Raw genomic sequence first — 17,191 nt, 5'->3', positions numbered from 1 at the left:
GAGTACATGAGAGTCCGTACGGTGATCTCCGCGTTCGCGCTGATGACATCCGCCCTGCTCGTGCCGGGTTCGGCGCACGCCGCGCCGGCAGCGTCGAACGCGCCCACCGCGCCTATGGCCAATACCGCGTCCTCGCTCTCCGCGTCCTGGACCGGTCCGCTGAGCACCAGCGGGCGTTATGTCGTCGACGCGACCGGGAACCGCTTCAAGCTGATCGGCGGCAACTGGGACGGCGCGCAGGGCCACTGGACCGGCAGCGGGTCCACGACCGACCCGGCGCAGAACCACGCCGGCGAGGTGTCGTACGACGTTCCACTGGCTCTGGACCGTGCGCCGATCCCGCAGATCCTGTCCGACTTCCACAGCCTGGGCATCAACACCATCCGGCTGCCGTTCGCCGACGCGATGATCCACGACACTTCGACGGTCCCGGACGCCGCGGTCACCGCCAACCCGCAGCTGCGCGGGCTGACCCCGCTGCAGGTGTACGACGCGGTCGTCAGCGCCCTGACGAACGACGGCTTCGCGGTGATCCTGAACAACCACACCACGAGCTACCGCTGGTGCTGCGGCCTGGACGGCAACGAGCGCTGGAACAGCGGGCAGACCACGCAGCAGTGGGAGTCCGACTGGCTGTTCATGGTGAACCGGTACAAGGCGAACAAGCGCGTCGTCGGCGCGGACCTGCGCAACGAGGTCCGGCGCGACACCTGGGACGACCCGAACTGGGGCTGGTACGACGACCACGACGAGTACGCCGCCTTCGAGGACGCGGGCAACCAGATCCTGGCCGCGGACCCGGACATGCTGATCATCATGGAGGGCATCAACTGGTACGGCATCCCGGCCGCCGGCTTCTCCCACGGCCGCCCGATGCTCACCCCGGTCGCAAACCTCTCCAACACCCTGATCACTTCGAACAAGCTGGTGTACTCGGCGCACTTCTACAGCTACACCGGCCCGAACAACTCCGGCGCCGCCGCCGGTTCGGCCGGGGCCACCAGCGACCCCCGCTACGAGGACTTCACCCCGGACCAGCTCGCCTCGGTGGTGAACCAGGAGGCCCTGTTCGTCACCCAGGTCGGCCAGCACTTCACCGCCCCGGTCTGGGTGAGCGAGTTCGGCGCGGCCGGCCGCGGCTCGACCGACACCAAGGAACAGGCCTGGTTCGACAACTTCACGAACATCCTGGTGGCGAACGACACCGACTTCGCCATCTGGCCCCTCATCGGCTACACGGCCTCGGACGGAAGCCTCCAGGACAACTGGGCCCTGCTCTCCTACGATGCCGCCGGACACCGTACCGGCATCACCGATCCCGGCGACTGGCGGCTGTCCGACTGGCAGAAGCTGACCGCGCCGCCCGCCGTCACCGGCCCGGTCCCGGCCTCGGTGCGCTGGAACATGCTCGATCTGGACCACGCCGACTACGACGTCTCCACTGCCATGCTGGCGCAGCCCGATTGGTCCTCCGGCAACCGCAAGGGCGACTGCCCCGACACCGAGCGCCTGATGGGTCTGGGCCGGGGCAGCAGCCGGGGTCTGTGCACGGACAACGGTGAGCCGGCCAAGAGCGCCGCGTCCCCCGCCTCCTGGACCGTGGTCACCAACGAGAACTACGTGACCGAGGGCGACTGGGCGCCCGGCTACAGCAAGCTCCAGTGCCCGGACAACACCTTCGCCGTCGGCTACAGCGTCCACAACAACGCGATGGAGGCACTCCTTTGCGCTCCCGTGGCCAAGTCTTTGCCCACGGCCGGTCACACCGTCTGGTTCAACAAGGGCGACAACCGTCCCGCCGGCGGTGGATCCACGGCTTCGGACTGGGCACCGGGCTCCTACAAGGGACAATGCGCCGACAACGAGTACGTCGCCGGCGTGGCGTACACCTACCAGTGGGCCGAAGGTGGCGTTCCGGATGCGCTGTTGTGCCGGCCGCTGATCTGATCTGAGGTGTGCTCCTTCGACCGAAATCACCCCGTCTGGGACGTGAACACAATCACGAATATTTTTGTGACTCGCGCCCTCGACTAGGGTCTCCCCCTACGTCCGAACAAAACAGCTCGGGTGTAGGAGGCCTGAAGATGGTGACGGAAACTGACGCGAATCTGGTGTCAGCGGCGGCGGCCGGGGACCCGGCCGCCTTGGAGCGCCTGGTCTCCGACCACCTGCCGCTGGTCTACAACATCGTGGGGCGTGCGCTCCCGGTGGCGGCCGACGTCGACGACGTCGTGCAGGAGACGATGCTGCGCGTGGTGCGGAGCCTGCCGACGCTGCGCGATCCGCGGGTGTTCCGGTCGTGGCTGGTCGCGGTGGCGATGAACCAGGTGCGCGACCACGTGCGGGCCTACCAGGGCCGGCCGCGGCCGTTGGACGAGGCGCCGGAGCTGGCCGATCCGGGCGCGGACTTCGCGGACCTGACGCTCACCGAGCTCGGCCTGACCGGGCAGCGGCGCGAGGTCGCGATGGCCACGGCGTGGCTGGACGACGACGATCGCGAGCTGCTGTCGCTGTGGTGGCTCGTCGAGGCCGGGCACCTGACGCGCGGGGACTTGGTCAGCGCGCTCGGCCTGGAACCGCATCACGTCACCGTGCGGATCGCGCGGATGAAGGGGCAGCTGGAGACGTCGCGGGCGGTGGTGCGCGCGCTGTGCGCCGTCCCGATCTGCCTGGAGCTCTCCGACCTGGCCATGAACTGGCACGGCCGCCCCGAGCCCTTGTGGCGCAAGCGGTTCGCGCGGCACGTGCGCCAGTGCCCGACGTGCGCGGGTCTGGCGACGGACTTCGTCCCCGCCGAGCGGCTGCTGGTCCGGCTGCCGCTGGTCCCGCTGCCGTTCGGGTTGGCCGAGGCCGTGCACCACGCGGTGCCCTCCGCGCTCCACTCGGCGGCGGCGACCGCTCAGCTTCCGGCCTTGGGCGGTCAGGGGCCGGGCGGGTACGGACCGGGCGGGCAGGGGCCGGGCGGACACGGGGCGGGGCCGACCGCCTCACACCGCCGAATACCCAGGGCCGGTGCCCGCTCCGCCGCCGGCCACTTCGCCGCGAAGGCGGCCGTCGCGCTGGCCGCGACCGGGGCGATCATCGGCGCGGTGGTGGTGACCACCGGGGCCACCGACTCCAAGGCCGATTCCGAGCCCGGGGGCACCACGACTTCGCTCAGCGTCGGCGGAAGCTCGTCCTCCGCGGCCGCCACCACCCCGACGCCCTCGGATTCCGTAAGCTCGGTAGCCGGATCGACCACCCCGGTCCCGCCGTCGTCCCGCTCCGACTCCGCCAAGTCGGCCCCGAGCACTTCGAAGAGCCCGATGAAGCCCCCCTCGCAGTCCGTGGCGAGTTCGTCCTCGCATTCCAGCGCATCGAGCGCCAAGCCGTCCTCCTCGTCGTCCCCGGCCGGCTCGTCCCAGTCCGACCCGGTGAGCCAGGTGCTGGCCGTGATCAACCAGGCCCGCGCGAACCAGGGCCTGGCACCGCTGACGATCACCGCCGGCCTGACCAAGAGCGCGTCGGCGCACACCTCGGTCATGGCGTCGGGCTGCGGCCTGTCCCACCAGTGCCCGGGGGAGGCGGCGCTCGGCGACCGCGAGACCGCCGCGGGCGTGTCGTGGTCGTCGGCCGGCGAGAACATCGGCGACGGCGGCCCGGTGTCGGACACGAACTCCGCCATCGCCTCCATGGCGGTCGGCCTGACCAACAGCATGCTCGCCGAGCAGCCGCCGGACGACGGGCACCGGCGCAACATCCTGAGCACCGACTACCACCACATCGGGATATCGGTGTTCCGGGACAGCAGCGGCACGGTGTGGATGACGCAGGACTTCTCGGACTGAGCGGTGGGCTGGGAGCCTTGGCTGATGCGGACCGACGAGACCGATGCGACCGACGAGACCGATGCGGCCGACCAGTGGGCCGATGAGCTGCTCCCGCCAGGAGTTCAAGCGCTCAGCAGAGAACCGCTGACCGGGGGTATGGCCCACACCGCCTGGCGGGTCGCGTTGTCCGACGGCCGCGAGGCCGTGGTGAAGGGCGGCCGCTCGGTCTCCGACGGCTTCTTCGGGCAGGAAGCCGAAAGCCTGTCGGCGCTGCGGGACATCGGCGGACTGCCCACTCCGCAGATCCTGCACGTCGGTCCCAAGTCGCTGGTTCTGGAAGCCCTGAAGTCCGAACTCCCCGACACCCCGCAGTTCTGGGAAGCCGCCGGCCGCGCCATAGCCGCCCTGCACGGCCACGGCTCGGACCGTCACGGCTGGCACCACGACGGCATGCTCGGCCTGCTGCCGCAGCAGAACAACTGGAACGAGGACGGCCACCGGTTCTTCGCCGAGCACCGGATCCTGCGCTATCTGCACGAGCCGAAGGTCGAAGCGACCTTCGAACCCGAGGATCTGCGCGGGCTGGAGCGCTTGTGCGAGCGTCTTCCCAGTCTGCTGCCGGCGGCTCCCGCGGCCTTGGTCCACGGCGACCTGTGGCGCGCCAACATCATCGCGACGTTCGACGACGCCCCGGTGTTCATCGACCCGGCCGTGTACTACGGCTGGCCTGAGATCGATGTGAGCATGATGTACTGCACCGGCGGCGTGCCGGAGGAGTTCTTCGCCGCGTACTACGAGGTGCGTCCGTCGGCCGGGGACTGGCGGGAGCGGATGGCGTTACTGAACCTGCGCGAGTGGCTGTGCGTGATCGCGCACTTCGGGGCGAGCGATAAGGCGGTGACGGGTATCCGTGACGTGATCAAGCGCTTCTCATAGGGCTTCTCACAGGGCCCGGATCCCGCGCAGCACTTGGTCCACCAAACGCATGGCGTTCTCCATCTCCATCACCTCGTTGAACAAGGCCAGCCGTGCCAGCACGGGACCGGCGATGGCGTCGACCACGAGTGTCGGATCGGTGTCCGCGCGCAGCTGCCCGGTTTCGATCCCGTGCCGAACGATGTCCGCCGACCGGTCCAACCGGTCGTGCCAGTACGCGGTGCGCTCCTGATCGAACTCCGGCGACACCGACAGGGCGCTGAGCCGGACCAGGGCCGAGCCCTGCGGCGTGTTCAGATACTCGATCAGGGCCCGCATGGTCGAGCGCAGGTCCTCGGCGATGTCGTCGCCGGCCGGCTGCGGGGGCAGAGCCTCGTCGGAGTACTGCGTGGCGGCCTCGTAGATCAGTCTCTCCGGCGTGCCGAACTGCCGGTACAGCGAGCTCTCGTGGACGCCGGCCGCCGCCGCGACGCCGGCCATGGTCACCGCCTGCGGGCCCTGCTCGGTCAGCAACCGCACCACCACCGCGAAAACCGCACGGCGCATCGGCTCCCCGCGGCGGCGCAGCGGCGGCGCCTTCGGGGGCTGGTCGGGGTTCTCCTGCGGGCTCACGGCACTCGACGCTAACCCCCGGCCGATCCGGACGCAATGCGAGCGATCTTGCGTTAGCTCGGAATGGGGCGTAGCTTCCAAAGCGAGGCGACTTGCAATATGAGAGGAGCGGGCCATGGCGACCATGCGTGCCGCACGGCTGAACCTGTCCACCGGGACGCTGAGCGTCGAGGACGTCGAGAAGCCGGCGCCGGGGACCGGCGAGGTGCTGGTCAAGGTCGAGGCGGCGGGCGTCTGCCTGTCGGACGTCCACCTGGTCCGCGGCTATTTCGCCAAGCCCCGGCTCCTGGTCGGCGACACGGTGACCCTGGGCCACGAGACCGCGGGCACGGTCGCCGAGGTCGGGCCGGACGTCGCCGGTTGGAAGCCGGGCGACCGCGTGGTGCTGCAGGCCGGCGAGATCCGCGACGGCCAGGTGTGGACCCGCGGCGTCGACTACGACGGCGGCTGGGCCGAGTACGCGCTCGCTCGCCAGGACACGCTGGTCGCGCTGCCGGACGCCATCCCCTTCGAGCAGGGCGCGATCATCCCGGACGCGGTGTCGACGCCGTGGGGCGCCATCACCACGACCGCGCACGTCGGCCCGGCGCAGTCCGTCGGAGTCTGGGGCATCGGCGGGCTCGGCGCGCACGGCGTCCAGTTGCTGCGCGCCATCGGCGCCTGCCCGATCATCGCGATCGACCCGTCGCCGGCTGCCCGGGAGCGTGCCCTGGCCTTCGGCGCGGACCTGGCGCTGGACTCCGCCGACCCGGACCTGCGGGCCGCGATCCGCGACGCGACCGGCGGCGCCGGGCTGGAGTTCGCCTTCGACTTCGCCGGGGTGACACCGGTGCGGGAACAGGCGCTGAAGGTGCTGGCGCCCGGCGGGAAGCTGGTGCTGGTCGGCCTGAGCGGCCAGCCGATCACCATCGAGAACAGCACCAAGTTCCAGTCCGCGCAGTTCCAACTGTTGGGGCACTACGGTTCGCCGCAGGAGGCGGTCGGACAGTTGATCCGGCTGGAAGCCGCGGGGCGGCTGGACTTCGCGCGGTCGATCTCCGGAGTGATGGGGCTGGAGGAGGCCGTCGAGGCGGTCGAGCGGTTGGAGAAGAAGGTCGGGGATCCGATTCGGATAGTGCTGCGTCCCGCTGCGTAGATTTCTCTAAAGAGGTCATAAGGAAACGCCGACAGGTGCTCTCTGGCGAGGCGCAGTAGACGGTCGCTCCATAAACTGGCCAGGTCAGGACATTCGGCCCGGCCGGTGCGGCCTCGAACTTCGGGAAGCAGACTGTTCGCCTACCTACTCGCCGCGTTTTTCGGCCTCCTGTTCGTCAATTCGGTGATGCGCGACCCGCGCGGGTTCCGCAATGCGGTGTTTCTCGGGCTGACCCTGTCCTTCTTGGGGCTGGGTCTGCTTCTCGGGGTCACGCAGACCTCCGGGGACGGACGGATGCTGGCCGTCGTGGCGGTGGCGCTGTTGCCGGTGCTGGGTCTGGTGGCACTGGTGACTTTCCTGATCCTCAACGGCATGACGATGCTGCGCAAAGAGGGGCGGACAGTGGCCAACCTGCTTTCCCTCGCTTGTGGGGTCGGCATCATCGCACTGCTGCTCTTGTTGGCGGCAGCACTGGTGGCTCGGCATCATGTGCTGACGGCCTTGGCCGCGGCGTCGGTGCTGGTGGTCTGCTACCTCGCTTTCCTGTTCTTCTGCTACCTCACGTATGGGTTTCTCTATAGGCGGATGCCGATCCGGCGCGCTCCCGACTTCGTCGTCATTCTCGGCGCCGGTCTGATGGGTGGAAAGCGGGTGTCGCCGCTGTTGGCCAGTCGGCTGGAGCGCGGGCGCGCCGTGTACGAAGCCCTTGATCCGCAATACGGTCCGATGCTCATCGTCTCCGGCGGCAAGGGCACGGACGAGCGGCTGTCCGAAGCCGAAGCGATGGCGAACTACTTGGTGGAGTCTGGCTTCCCGGCCGATCGGATCCTCAAAGAGGACCAGTCGAGTACAACGGAGGAGAACCTCCTCTTTAGCGCCGCGCTCATGAGGGAGAACCGGCCTGAGGGGTATCGCTGTGTGGTCGTCACGAACGACTTCCACAGCTACCGCGCGGCGTTGATCGCGCGGGACCTCGGAGTGCCCGCGCAGGTGGTGGGATCACCGACCGCCGCGTACTTTCTGCCGAGTGCCACCATCCGTGAGTTCATCGCTGTGTTCGTGCGCTACTGGAAGGTGAACGTGCCGATCTGCGCGTTCCTTGCGGCGCCGTCCTTGGTGTTGCTCGCGCGTTGAGGCGCGCCTTCGACACAGGTGCGTGTCCGCCCACGAAGATGGGTTGGTGAACGGATACGCAGTCGTCGATGTCGAGACCTCCGGATTCCAGCCTCCGAGCGCTGAGATCGTGGAGGTCGCGATCGTGCATGTGGACGTCACCGGCCAGGTGACGGGAAGTTGGGACAGCCTGCTGCGGCCGGAGGGCGGGGTCGGGGCGACGCGGGTGCACGGGATCACGCGGGAGATGGTGGAGCCCGCGCCGCGCTTCGAGGACGTCGGCCTGGAGTTGCACGGGCTGCTCGCGGACCGGGTGGTGGTCGCGCACAACCTGGCGTTCGACGCCAAGTTCCTGGTGACGCAGTTCGCGCGGATCGGCGTGCACTCGCCGGAGATCGCCGGCGGCGCGTGCACGCTGCGGACGTCGCAGGCGGTGCTGCCGGGGCCCTCGTACAAGCTGCTGGACTGCTGCCAGGCGGTCGGGGTCGAGCTGACCGACGCGCACAGCGCGCTCGGCGACGCGCTGGCGACGGCCCGGCTGCTCGGGTTCTTCCTGCGGCGCGGGGTCAACGTCGGCGGCATGGCGGTGCGGCCGCAGGCGGCGGTCCCGCAGCCCCGAGCCGAACTCGGTGAGCTGTTCCTGTCCAGGTCACACTAGGTTTTTCGATTCTTCCACGGCTCCTGGCCGAATCGGTTGCGCAGCCGCGATAACGGCGTTATCGTTCTTGTGACAACGTTATCGCCAGTGTTTCCGCCACCGAGGAGGCCGCCATGAACTTCACGATCCTGGACGATCACCGCGAGGTCGTCGTCGACGCTCGGCCGGCCGAGGACGGCAGCATCCTGATACCGGTCGCCGAGGTCCCCGCGGCCCTGGGCTGGGAGCGCAAACCCCAGGGCTGGTGCCGCGGCGACATCTGCATCCCGGCGCGGGTGGCCGAGGGCGTCGAGCGGGACGGCGGTCTCGTGGACCTGGCCGCCTTCGCCGCCCTGGTCGACCGCCCCTACGCCGCCGTGCCGGAGTGGGGCGTCGCGGCCCTGGGCGTGTCGGCCGCCGAGCGCGCCTCGGCGCTGGCCGAGGGCGAGGCGCCCGACTTCGAACTGCGGGACCTGGCGGGCACCGCGCACCGCCTGAGCGATCTGCGGGGACGCAAGGTGGCGCTGGTGTTCTGGGCCTCGTGGTGCGGCTGCCGCTACGACCTGCCGGAGTGGGAGCGCCAGCACGCCGCGCTGAGCCCCGAGGGCTTCTCGGTGGTGAGCGTGGCGATCGACCGCCGCCCCGAGGACGCCGCCCCCTGGATCCGCGAGGCCGCCGCGACCCACCCGGCCCTGATCGACGCCGACGGCACCGTCGCCGACCGCTACCAGGTCCTGAACGTCCCGACCGTGGTCTGGATCGACGAGCGGGGCCGGATCGCCCGCCCCAACGACACCCAGTTCGCCACCGACCTCTTCCGCTCCCTGAGCGGCCTGGACTCGGCGCGCGCCATCGCCGCCCTGCACCACTGGGTCCGCACCGACGACAGCGGCCTGACCGCCGCCGACGTCGCCGCCCACATCCCGCAGGTCACCGCGGCCCACCAGCAGGCCCGCACCGAGGCGGCCCTGGCCCTGTGGCTGCACCGCGCCGGCCACCCCGCCGATGCCGCCGAGCACTTCGCCGAGGCCGAGCGCCTGGCCCCCGAGGACGTGACCATCTGGCGCGGCTCGATGCCCCTGCTCGGCACGGACCCGATGGGCGACGAGTACTTCAAACGCCGCGAAGCCCTGACCGACGCGGGCATCCCGATCTACCGCCCCCTGCCCGACTGGCAGGCCGCGCCGGGGCAGTGATCGCTACAGTGACGCTCGGCCAAGGGGAGCGACAACCGACAGCGGGAAACGGACATGAGTAAGAAGCCTGAGACAGCCGCCATCGGCGACCACGCCGCCGACCGCGCCGCCGATCACACCGCCTACCGCGCCGCCGGCGTCGACGAATACGAGCCGATCGCCCCCGGCGTCTACGCCCGAGCCCAGGCGCGAGGCCAGGAGGTCCTGCGCGCATCCCTCCTGGACGTCGCCGCCCGCCTTCTGGCCGCCGAAGGCCCCGCCGCCCTGACCATGCGCCGCATCGCCACCGAAGCAGGCTGCTCCACGATGGTCCTCTACAAGCACTTCGGCTCCAAAGAAGCCATCGCCGCCGCCCTCTACCTCGAAGGCTTCGCCCGCCTCAAACGCCACCTCGACGCCGTCCCCCCCGACGACGACCCCGCCGAACACCTCGCCGCCCTGGGCCGCGCCTACCGCGAGAACGCCCTGGCGGAACCAAACTTCTACGACGTCATGCACGGCCCCGGCATCCCCGGCTACACCCCCGACGCCCAAGCCACAGCGGCAGCCAACCAAAGCCTCGCCGTCCTCCACGAAGCAGCCCAACGCTGCATCGACACCGGCACCTTCCGCCCCGACGCCGACGCATCCGAAATCACCGACCTCCTCTGGGCCGCCGCCCACGGCATCATCAGCCTCGAGCGCGCCGGCCACATCCCCCCCACCACCGCCCCCGCCCGCTTCCACACCCTGACCACCGCAGCCGCCGCGGCCTTCGCCGCCACCCCGGCCCAAACCACCTGACAGCCGGCGCGCTCAAACCGCCGCCGCGAACTTTGCCCGGGCCGGCCCAGCCTTTCGCGCGCCTCAATCGCGGCTGTAAGTTCCCCGAGCCAGCTTTTGCCCTTCGCGCCCCGATCGCGGCCGCCAGTCCTGTGCCGCCTCCCGACAGCCCCGCCCGACTAGCCCCGAGCCACAAACCGCCGCCGCCCGACCACCACGGCCGCCGTCAACGGCACCGTCGCCAGCCCGCAGACCCCGAACACCGTCCCGTACTGCCCGTGCGCTGCTGCCCCGCCGCCGAGTGCCGCCCCGAGTGCGCTGCCCACGAACAGCGCGGCCACGTAGAACGACACCGCTGTCCCGCGCGCCTGCGGCACGACCGAGGTCGCCCAGGTCTGCAATGTCGAGTGCAGGAATGCCCAGCCCGCCCCCAACAGCGTCGCCACCAGCGCGTACGTCGCCACCCCCGGTGCCACCGCCGCGCAGCCGTAGCCCACCGCGACCACGGCTCCGCCGATCGCCGCCAGGTTGTGCGGCGGCATCCGCCGCGTCAGTGCCTTCACCACCCGGGTGAAGGCGAGTGTCGCGGCGCCGTACAGCGCCGTCAGTGCGCCGGCCGCCGCTGACGACAGGCCTCGATGTTGCAGCGCCGGCGCCACGAACGTCAGACCGCCGAGCAAGACCGCGCCCTCCACGATCCCCAGCGCCGTCACCACATACGCGAACGGCGCGCGCAGGACCGCACCGATCTGCTCGCCCAAGCCTCCGACCGTCGCGCGCTCCGGTTCCCCGACGCCGCGCAACAGGACCACCGCCGTGATCGCGACCAGTGAGGGCACCGCGAATACCAGCCGCCAGCTCAGCCAGTGCGCCACCACGCCCGCGAACAGCGCGGCCAGTCCGCTGCCCAGCCCGAGGGCTGCCATCAGATCCGCGAGTGCGTTCTGCCGGCGCTCCGGGGCCACCGCGTCGCCCACGAAGCTCAGCGACGAGGGCACGGCCGCCCCGAACGCGAATCCCGCCACGCACCGGCACACCGCCAGCAGCGTCATCCCCGGCACCACCGCCGAGGCCAGCCCGGCCAGCGCGGCGATGCTCAGCGCGATCCGCACCACCGCCAGACGCCCGATCCGATCCGACAGGATGCCCCACAGCGGCTGCGACAGTCCGTAGGCGAGCGCGTAGCCGCTCGCGAGGGCGACGGTCGAGGACAGCGGTGTGTGCATGGCCGCCGCGATGGTGACCAGAATCGGGCCGACCGCGAACCGGTCGAAGTTGGCCGTGAACGCCGCCACGGTCAGCGGTATCGGCACCCGCATGTCGGAGTGGGCAGGGACGCGTCCGGTTTCCGCACCGGTGGCAATAGTGGAACTCACCCTCCGATGATCCGGCCGCACCACCCCTGAAATGCCCGGCAAACTCTCACGCTTCATCCTGTGACCAGAACTAATAGGCTGGCTGTGCCATGGACGATCACGACGCGCAGCGCCGGGCCGCGCTCGGGGCCTTCCTCCGCTCCCGCCGCGAACGCCTCACCCCTGCGGACGTCGGCCTCGCCGACGACTTCGGCCCGAGCGCGAGAGCCGATGCGCGCCTTGCTCTAAACGGCGGCAGTGGCAGCAGTGGCAGCGGCAAACCCAACCCCCGCCGCCGCACCCCGGGCCTGCGCCGCGAAGAGGTCGCGCTCCTGTCCGGCGTCAGCGTCTCCTGGTACTCCTGGCTCGAGCAGGGCCGCCCGATCGCGGCCTCCCGCCAGGTCCTCGACGCGCTGGCCGCCACGCTGCGCCTCACCGCCGCCGAGCGCCGCCATGTCTTCGAGCTGGCGGGGGAGAGCGATGCCGGCGCCGTGCAGGCCCCCGCCGCCGACGGCTGCCCGGCGGTCGGCGAGCACCTGCGGGCCACGGTCGCCGCGCTGGCTCCGGTGCCGGCGTGCCTGCTCGACCTGCACTGGGACATCCTCGCCTACAACGATGCCGAGGCCGCGCTCTACGGCGGCCTGGACCATCTGCCCTCCACGCGGCGCAACATGATCTGGCTCTACTTCGGCTGGCCGGGTATGCGCGAGATCCTCAAGGACTTCGAAGCCGAGGCCTGGTCCGTCCTGGCCCAGTTCCGTGCCTCCGCCGACCGGAACGTCGGCGACCCGCGCTTCGCCGAGATCCTCGCCGACGTCACCGCCGCCGACCCCGACTTCCCGCGCCGCTGGGACCGCCACGACATCGCCGCGTTCACCCCCGCGATCAAGCGGTTCATCCATCCGCGGCACGGTCCGCTCACCTTCCGGCAGACCAAGCTCATCGCCGCCGAGAACCCCGACCTGCACCTGCTCGCGCGCCACCCCGCCGATCCCTCGACCCGGCGGGCGATGGACGCGATGGCGATGGATGCGATGGGGATTGGCGCGATCTAGATAGAAGGCAAGCGCCGGCAAACACAAACCGGCCGCGGCATACACACGCACACCACGGCCGGTCCCGTTCAAAGCAAAAGCAACATCAGACCTCTGCGGCCGCCTGCTTCTGTTTCTGCGTCCGGTAGTGATGCCGCCAGATCAGCCGGTACACCGGCACCAATCGAGGTATCGACCGCAGGCCGGGGATGAACGGCAGGAACAGCAACACCGCCCCGACCAACCCCATCGTCCCCCACACCAGCGCGTCGCCGTTGCCGGAGGTCTTGTAGGGCGAGATCTGATACCAGAACGTGTACGGCGCGAGCCACACCTGGCCCGGGAAGTTCCCGACCTCGTTCATCATCCCCCACTGCGTCCCGGCCAGATGCTGCGTCTGCGCCTCGGCGGCCAGGTCGCTGCCGTCGGCCAGCAACAGCAGCGGCAGCGTGTAGTCCGAGTGGTAGAAACCGTCCTCGGACATCAGCTGGCCCTCCAGCGAGCCGGCCTGCGCCTGGTTCAGCAGCTGCGCCAGCATCAGCGGCACCGGTCCGAAGTCCCCGGGCGCGACCTTCGTCGGGTCGCCGCCGGCCTTGTCCAGCGCGGTGGAGTACGCGCCGGTCCACGCCGTCTGCTTGTCGCCGTCCGCCGCCTTCCAGGTGCCGATCGCGGCCGTCACCGCGGGGTTCTGCGGTACCGCCGACAGCGGCTTCAGGACGAAGGCGTCGACCGTGTCGATCGGGTGCGTGACCCCGGCCATCTTCGCGATCGCGAACGGCCCGAGCTTCTGCCCCTCGGCGGCGGTGTTGTACGGCGGTCCGTACCCGGCGGTCGTGCTGCTGCCGTCGAGTTCGGCCAGGGCCGTGGTCGTGAAGTCGCCGGGGTCGCTGGTCGCCCAGGACGCGATCGTCATCGGCTTCACGTCCGGCGAGGAGAACGCCGCGGCCAGCACGACGGTGAGCACCACCACTGCGACCAGCGCGATCACGAACTCTTTCACCAGGTCGTACGGCCGCGACCCGAACGAGTACGGGTCCGGCTCGGTGTGTGCGCGGCGCTTCACGCCTCCACCTCCTCGGCGACGTTCGCGGCGGCGTTCCCGGCGGCGTTCCCCAGTGCCAGCGGCGGTACCACGCCCCGTCGCCGCACCAGCAGGATGTGCAGCACCACGATGACCGACACGACCAGCGGCAGCAGTGCGACGTGCCAGATCAGCATCTGCCCGAAGTCCATCGTGTTGAAGTACGCGCCGACCCCGATCGAGTTCAGCCCGTCCTTGGCCTGGGTCGCGATCCACTGGGAGTCGAAGTTCTGCTGGATCAGGTACCCGGTCAGCGCGGTGAACGCCGAGGCGCCCAGCGCGATCACGCCGGTGATCCAGGTCAGCGCCCGCTTGCCGCGCCAGGCCGCCATGAAGAACTTGGCGATCAGGTGCACCGACATGAACGTCATGAACAGCTCCACCGACCACAGGTGCAGGCTGTTCACGAAGTGCCCGGTGCCCGACACGTGCCACCAGGCCGCGCCCTTGAGCGTGAGCACGGTCCCGGTGCCGACGACGGTCAGGAACGCCGTCAGGGTGAGCACCCCGAAGACGTAGATCCAGGACGCCACGTACGCCGGCTGCGTGTCCGGAAGCAGTTGCTCCGGCGGCATGGTCTCGACGATGCGGCGCCGCAGCGCGCCGGTCCAGCCGCCGGCCGGCTCCGGTTCCGGCATCGGCTCCGGCAGCGTCTTCTCCTCGATCAGGTCGGTCATTCGCCGTCCCGTCCCTTCGGCTTGGGCTTGGGGAACGGCACGAACAGCGCGGCCAGGAAGGCCACGCCGATGAGCACGATCATGACGGTGTTGGCGGCGGAGATCTGGACGAATCCCCAGTGCAGGTAGTGCCCGTGGCCGCTGAGGTTCACGGGTGGTGCGAAGGCGAGGTGTGGGTCGCCCGGCGTGGCGGGTGTGGCGGCGAGTGCGGTGGTCACTGGTGTCCTCATCGAGTGCGAGCCGCCGGGTGGGGCGGCGAGGGCAGGGTCGGGTCCCGGACCGGGTGGTCCGGGAACGGGTGAAGACGGCCGTCGCCGCGTGATTCTGGTTAAATAAGAACTCGTATGTCAATGGTCTGGCGCCAAACAGGCACTACGTGCGGGTGGCCGGGAAACCAATTACGGGTGCGTGCGTTGTGGCCGGCGCCCTGCCGATCGCGGTGCGGCCTAGGCTTCCGCCGCGGCCGTCCGGTGCCGCATGACCGACATCTACGAACCGGTCCGTAGTGCAGCGCTCTGGCGCTTATGCCTCATTAGGCCGCTGACCTCGTGGTCAGAGGGGATATGCCTTTCGGGCGTTTAGGGTTGGGGCCGTGGAGAGGATCGGAACCGAAGCCGGAGCCCGGATCCTGGTGGTCGAGGACGACGCCGGGATCGCCCAGTCGCTGGTCCGCGGCCTGGCCCGGGCCGGGTACGTGGTCGACACCGCGAGCACCGGCGCGGACGCGCTCGACGCCCCGCCGGCCGACGTGGTGCTGCTCGACCTGGGTCTGCCGGACCTGGACGGCGTCGAGGTGTGCCGGCGCCTGCGCCGTCGGGGCGACGCGGCGATCATCGTCGTGACCGCCCGTGGCGAGGAGCGCGACCGGGTCGCGACCCTGGACGAGGGCGCCGATGACTACCTGGTGAAACCGTTCGGCCTGGCCGAGCTGCTGGCCAGAGTGCGCGCGGTGCTGCGCCGGGTCCGCCCGGCGGGACCCGCGGTGTACCTGCACGGACCGCTGGCCGTGGACCCGCGCACCCGCCGCGTCACCGTCTCGGGCGCCGAGGTGATGCTCACGCCGAAGGAGTTCGACATCCTCGAGTGCCTGACCGCCGACCCGGGCCGTGTGGTCTCCCGGCAGGAGCTGCTGGAGCGGGCCTGGGACGCGAACTGGTACGGGCCGACGAAGGTGCTCGACGTCCACGTCGCCGCGCTGCGCCGCAAGCTCGGGGTCGAGGGGCTGGTCGAGACCGTGTACGGACGCGGGTTCCGGCTCGGCCGGGTCGCCGCGCCGACGGTACCGGCCGTACCGGCCGCACCGGGATCTCAGCAGCCCGCGCCGCCCCCGTCAGAAGCCTGACCCGATGACCCGCCGCATCGCCCTGGCCTTCGCCGCGCTCGTCGCGGTCCTGCTCGTGGCTGCCGTTCTGCCGCTCGGCGCGGCGATGCAGTCGCGCGAGGAGCAGTCGTTCCGGTTCGCCACCATCTCCGACGCGCGCCAGCTGACAGCCGCCGCGGAGGAGACCCTCGACGACCACCATGCCCCCGGGCCGATGGACCAGGCGGTCGCCGATGCGCAGCGGCATGGGGACTGCGCGGCCGTCTACACCGCCGCGGCGACCGTCATCGCCTCGACCGCCTGCGGCACCGCGAAGGACGCCTCGGCGGTCGCCCTGGCCCGCCGCGCGCTCTCGGCCCGTACCCAGATCGTCGCCCGCGACGGGGACTGGCTGCGCGCGGCGATTCCGGTCGGCGACGACGACGATGCCGGCGCCGTGGTCTTCGCGCGCTCGGCTGAATCGCTTGACCACCGGGTCGACGTCATGTGGGGCTGGCTCGCGCTGACCGCCGCCGCCTGCCTGGGCCTCGGTGTGGCCCTGGCCTACGCGCTGGCTCGCTGGGTCGCCCGGCCGCTGCTCGCCCTCGACACCGCCGCGTCCCGGTTGGGCGAGGGCGCGCTCGACGTGCGGGCCCCGGCCGAGAGCGGGCCGCCGGAGGTGCGCAGACTCGCCGAGACCTTCAATCGCATGGCCGAGCGCACCGAGACGCTGGTGCACGGGCACCGCGGATGGGTCGCCGACGTCTCGCATCAGCTGCGGACACCGCTGACCGCGCTGCGACTGCGGTTGGACGTGCTGGTCGGGGAGGTCGGGGAGGCTGCCGAGCAAGCCGGCCGCCCCGCCGACCTCGCCGCCGAACTGATCGGCGTCCAGGAAGAGATCGAGCGCCTCTCCCGCCTCGTCGACGGCCTTCTCGCCGTCGCCCGCGCCGAGTCGGTCGTCGCACGCCGCGAAGCCGTGCCGGTGGCTGACATCGCGGCGGAGCGCGTCGTGGCCTGGGAGCCTTTGGCCCACGAGCACGGCCAGCATCTGACCGCCGTCGCCCCGCCCGACGGCGGTCCGCTGCCGGCCGTACTGGCGCCGGGCGATCTGGAGCAGATCCTCGACAACCTCATCGCGAACGCGCTGGCCGCGGTCCCGGCCGGCGGCCACGTCCGCGTCGAGGCGCACGCCGACCGCGAGCGCGACCGCGTCGTCGTACGCGTCATCGACAACGGCCCCGGCATGAGCCCGGCGGCCAAGCAGACCGCCTTCCGCAGGTTCGGCACCAGCAGCGGCACGGGAAGCGGCCTGGGACTGGCGATCGTGGATCGCCTGGTGTCCGCGAACGGCGGCGAGGTCCGGTTGGCCGACACCGACACCGGCACCAACTCCGGCACGGGCACCGGCGCCGACACGGACCCCGATGCCCGTACCGCCACCGACACCGGCGGCCTCACCGTGGTCGTGGAGCTCCCGGCGGCGTGATCCCGAGCCGTGTCGGCACCTTATATATGTGCAGCGGTTTTCTTTGCCTTTTCTG

At 70.7% G+C, this 17,191-nt stretch carries 16 protein-coding genes; 11 read left to right on the top strand and 5 right to left on the bottom strand.

The features are described 5' to 3' along the window. Window positions 1–6 precede the first annotated feature (6 nt). The 3 genes from ABIA35_RS12715 (at window position 7) to ABIA35_RS12705 (ending at window position 4,745) form a co-directional block, all read left to right on the top strand. Window positions 7–1,947, top strand: a complete 1,941-nt coding sequence (locus ABIA35_RS12715) for a glycoside hydrolase family 5 protein (RefSeq protein ID WP_370358016.1) — start codon at window positions 7–9, stop codon at window positions 1,945–1,947. Window positions 1,948–2,084: 137 nt separating this feature from the next. After that, complete coding sequence (locus ABIA35_RS12710; RefSeq protein ID WP_370337159.1) at window positions 2,085–3,827, top strand: sigma-70 family RNA polymerase sigma factor; 1,743 nt, start codon at window positions 2,085–2,087, stop codon at window positions 3,825–3,827. Between the two features lie 24 nt (window positions 3,828–3,851). After that, window positions 3,852–4,745: a fructosamine kinase family protein gene (locus ABIA35_RS12705; protein ID WP_370358015.1), complete on the top strand. Its 894-nt coding sequence runs from the start codon at window positions 3,852–3,854 to the stop codon at window positions 4,743–4,745. A gap of 6 nt (window positions 4,746–4,751) precedes the next feature. Here ABIA35_RS12705 and ABIA35_RS12700 read toward each other — a convergent pair whose 3' ends face one another. Then, entirely contained in the window at window positions 4,752–5,357 is a 606-nt protein-coding gene (locus ABIA35_RS12700) for a TetR-like C-terminal domain-containing protein (RefSeq protein WP_370337163.1), read from the bottom strand. 115 nt (window positions 5,358–5,472) lie between these two features. Between ABIA35_RS12700 and ABIA35_RS12695 the strand changes: the two genes are divergently transcribed. The 5 genes from ABIA35_RS12695 to ABIA35_RS12675 all read left to right on the top strand — a co-directional run bounded on the left by ABIA35_RS12695 (window position 5,473) and on the right by ABIA35_RS12675 (window position 10,221). Beyond that, a complete protein-coding gene (locus tag ABIA35_RS12695) occupies window positions 5,473–6,492 on the top strand; it encodes a zinc-binding dehydrogenase (protein ID WP_370358014.1) in 1,020 nt (339 codons plus the stop codon). Window positions 6,493–6,678: 186 nt separating this feature from the next. Continuing rightward, entirely contained in the window at window positions 6,679–7,626 is a 948-nt protein-coding gene (locus ABIA35_RS12690) for a YdcF family protein (RefSeq protein WP_370337167.1), read from the top strand. 46 nt (window positions 7,627–7,672) lie between these two features. Continuing rightward, window positions 7,673–8,263 carry a PolC-type DNA polymerase III gene (locus ABIA35_RS12685; protein ID WP_370337168.1) on the top strand — a complete coding sequence of 197 codons (591 nt, stop codon included), beginning with the start codon at window positions 7,673–7,675 and terminating at the stop codon, window positions 8,261–8,263. A 113-nt stretch (window positions 8,264–8,376) separates the two neighbouring features. Continuing rightward, window positions 8,377–9,438: a redoxin domain-containing protein gene (locus ABIA35_RS12680; protein WP_370358013.1), complete on the top strand. Its 1,062-nt coding sequence runs from the start codon at window positions 8,377–8,379 to the stop codon at window positions 9,436–9,438. Window positions 9,439–9,492: 54 nt separating this feature from the next. Beyond that, window positions 9,493–10,221, top strand: a complete 729-nt coding sequence (locus ABIA35_RS12675) for a TetR/AcrR family transcriptional regulator (RefSeq protein WP_370358012.1) — start codon at window positions 9,493–9,495, stop codon at window positions 10,219–10,221. Window positions 10,222–10,379: 158 nt separating this feature from the next. Here ABIA35_RS12675 and ABIA35_RS12670 read toward each other — a convergent pair whose 3' ends face one another. Further along, on the bottom strand, window positions 10,380–11,576 hold the full coding sequence (locus ABIA35_RS12670; RefSeq protein WP_370358011.1) for an MFS transporter: 1,197 nt from the start codon (window positions 11,574–11,576) through the stop codon (window positions 10,380–10,382). An 89-nt stretch (window positions 11,577–11,665) separates the two neighbouring features. On the opposite strand from ABIA35_RS12670, the gene ABIA35_RS12665 reads away from it, so the two are divergent. Then, window positions 11,666–12,610 carry a helix-turn-helix transcriptional regulator gene (locus tag ABIA35_RS12665; protein ID WP_370358010.1) on the top strand — a complete coding sequence of 315 codons (945 nt, stop codon included), beginning with the start codon at window positions 11,666–11,668 and terminating at the stop codon, window positions 12,608–12,610. A gap of 85 nt (window positions 12,611–12,695) precedes the next feature. Here the strand turns inward: ABIA35_RS12665 and ABIA35_RS12660 are convergent, their stop codons facing one another. From ABIA35_RS12660 to ABIA35_RS12650, 3 genes are read right to left on the bottom strand one after another with little or no spacing between them, the layout of a single operon-like run. Then, window positions 12,696–13,652, bottom strand: a complete 957-nt coding sequence (locus tag ABIA35_RS12660; RefSeq protein WP_370358009.1) for a hypothetical protein — start codon at window positions 13,650–13,652, stop codon at window positions 12,696–12,698. Then, window positions 13,649–14,347 carry a cytochrome b N-terminal domain-containing protein gene (locus ABIA35_RS12655; protein WP_370358008.1) on the bottom strand — a complete coding sequence of 233 codons (699 nt, stop codon included), beginning with the start codon at window positions 14,345–14,347 and terminating at the stop codon, window positions 13,649–13,651. Before ABIA35_RS12655 ends, ABIA35_RS12660 begins: the two co-directional genes overlap by 4 nt. Beyond that, the gene (locus ABIA35_RS12650) at window positions 14,344–14,565 is read right to left on the bottom strand and encodes a hypothetical protein (protein WP_370358007.1); all 222 of its coding nucleotides are present in this window, start codon (window positions 14,563–14,565) and stop codon (window positions 14,344–14,346) included. Before ABIA35_RS12650 ends, ABIA35_RS12655 begins: the two co-directional genes overlap by 4 nt. Before the next feature lie 374 nt (window positions 14,566–14,939). Between ABIA35_RS12650 and ABIA35_RS12645 the strand changes: the two genes are divergently transcribed. Then, window positions 14,940–15,689, top strand: coding sequence for a response regulator transcription factor (locus tag ABIA35_RS12645; protein ID WP_370358006.1), 750 nt, complete (start codon window positions 14,940–14,942; stop codon window positions 15,687–15,689). A 4-nt stretch (window positions 15,690–15,693) separates the two neighbouring features. Continuing rightward, on the top strand, window positions 15,694–17,136 hold the full coding sequence (locus tag ABIA35_RS12640) for an ATP-binding protein (protein ID WP_370358005.1): 1,443 nt from the start codon (window positions 15,694–15,696) through the stop codon (window positions 17,134–17,136). Window positions 17,137–17,191 lie beyond the last annotated feature (55 nt).

The sequence above is a fragment of the Catenulispora sp. MAP12-49 genome, from assembly GCF_041262705.1.
GTDB lineage: Bacteria > Actinomycetota > Actinomycetes > Streptomycetales > Catenulisporaceae > Catenulispora.
The sequence above is the reverse complement of the archived record's forward strand: the minus strand, read 5'-3'. Positions and strand labels throughout refer to the sequence as shown.

Excerpts from the sequence above, each read along its gene's own strand:
- ABIA35_RS12690 (WP_370337167.1), top strand. The coding sequence starts at position 6,679 with ATGCGCGACCCGCGCGGGTTCCGCAATGCGGTGTTTCTCGGGCTGACC.
- ABIA35_RS12695 (WP_370358014.1), top strand. The coding sequence starts at position 5,473 with ATGGCGACCATGCGTGCCGCACGGCTGAACCTGTCCACCGGGACGCTG.
- ABIA35_RS12680 (WP_370358013.1), top strand. The coding sequence starts at position 8,377 with ATGAACTTCACGATCCTGGACGATCACCGCGAGGTCGTCGTCGACGCT.
- ABIA35_RS12705 (WP_370358015.1), top strand. The coding sequence starts at position 3,852 with ATGCGGACCGACGAGACCGATGCGACCGACGAGACCGATGCGGCCGAC.
- ABIA35_RS12640 (WP_370358005.1), top strand. The coding sequence starts at position 15,694 with ATGACCCGCCGCATCGCCCTGGCCTTCGCCGCGCTCGTCGCGGTCCTG.
- ABIA35_RS12655 (WP_370358008.1), bottom strand. The coding sequence starts at position 14,347 with ATGACCGACCTGATCGAGGAGAAGACGCTGCCGGAGCCGATGCCGGAA.
- ABIA35_RS12715 (WP_370358016.1), top strand. The coding sequence starts at position 7 with ATGAGAGTCCGTACGGTGATCTCCGCGTTCGCGCTGATGACATCCGCC.
- ABIA35_RS12665 (WP_370358010.1), top strand. The coding sequence starts at position 11,666 with ATGGACGATCACGACGCGCAGCGCCGGGCCGCGCTCGGGGCCTTCCTC.
- ABIA35_RS12710 (WP_370337159.1), top strand. The coding sequence starts at position 2,085 with ATGGTGACGGAAACTGACGCGAATCTGGTGTCAGCGGCGGCGGCCGGG.
- ABIA35_RS12675 (WP_370358012.1), top strand. The coding sequence starts at position 9,493 with ATGAGTAAGAAGCCTGAGACAGCCGCCATCGGCGACCACGCCGCCGAC.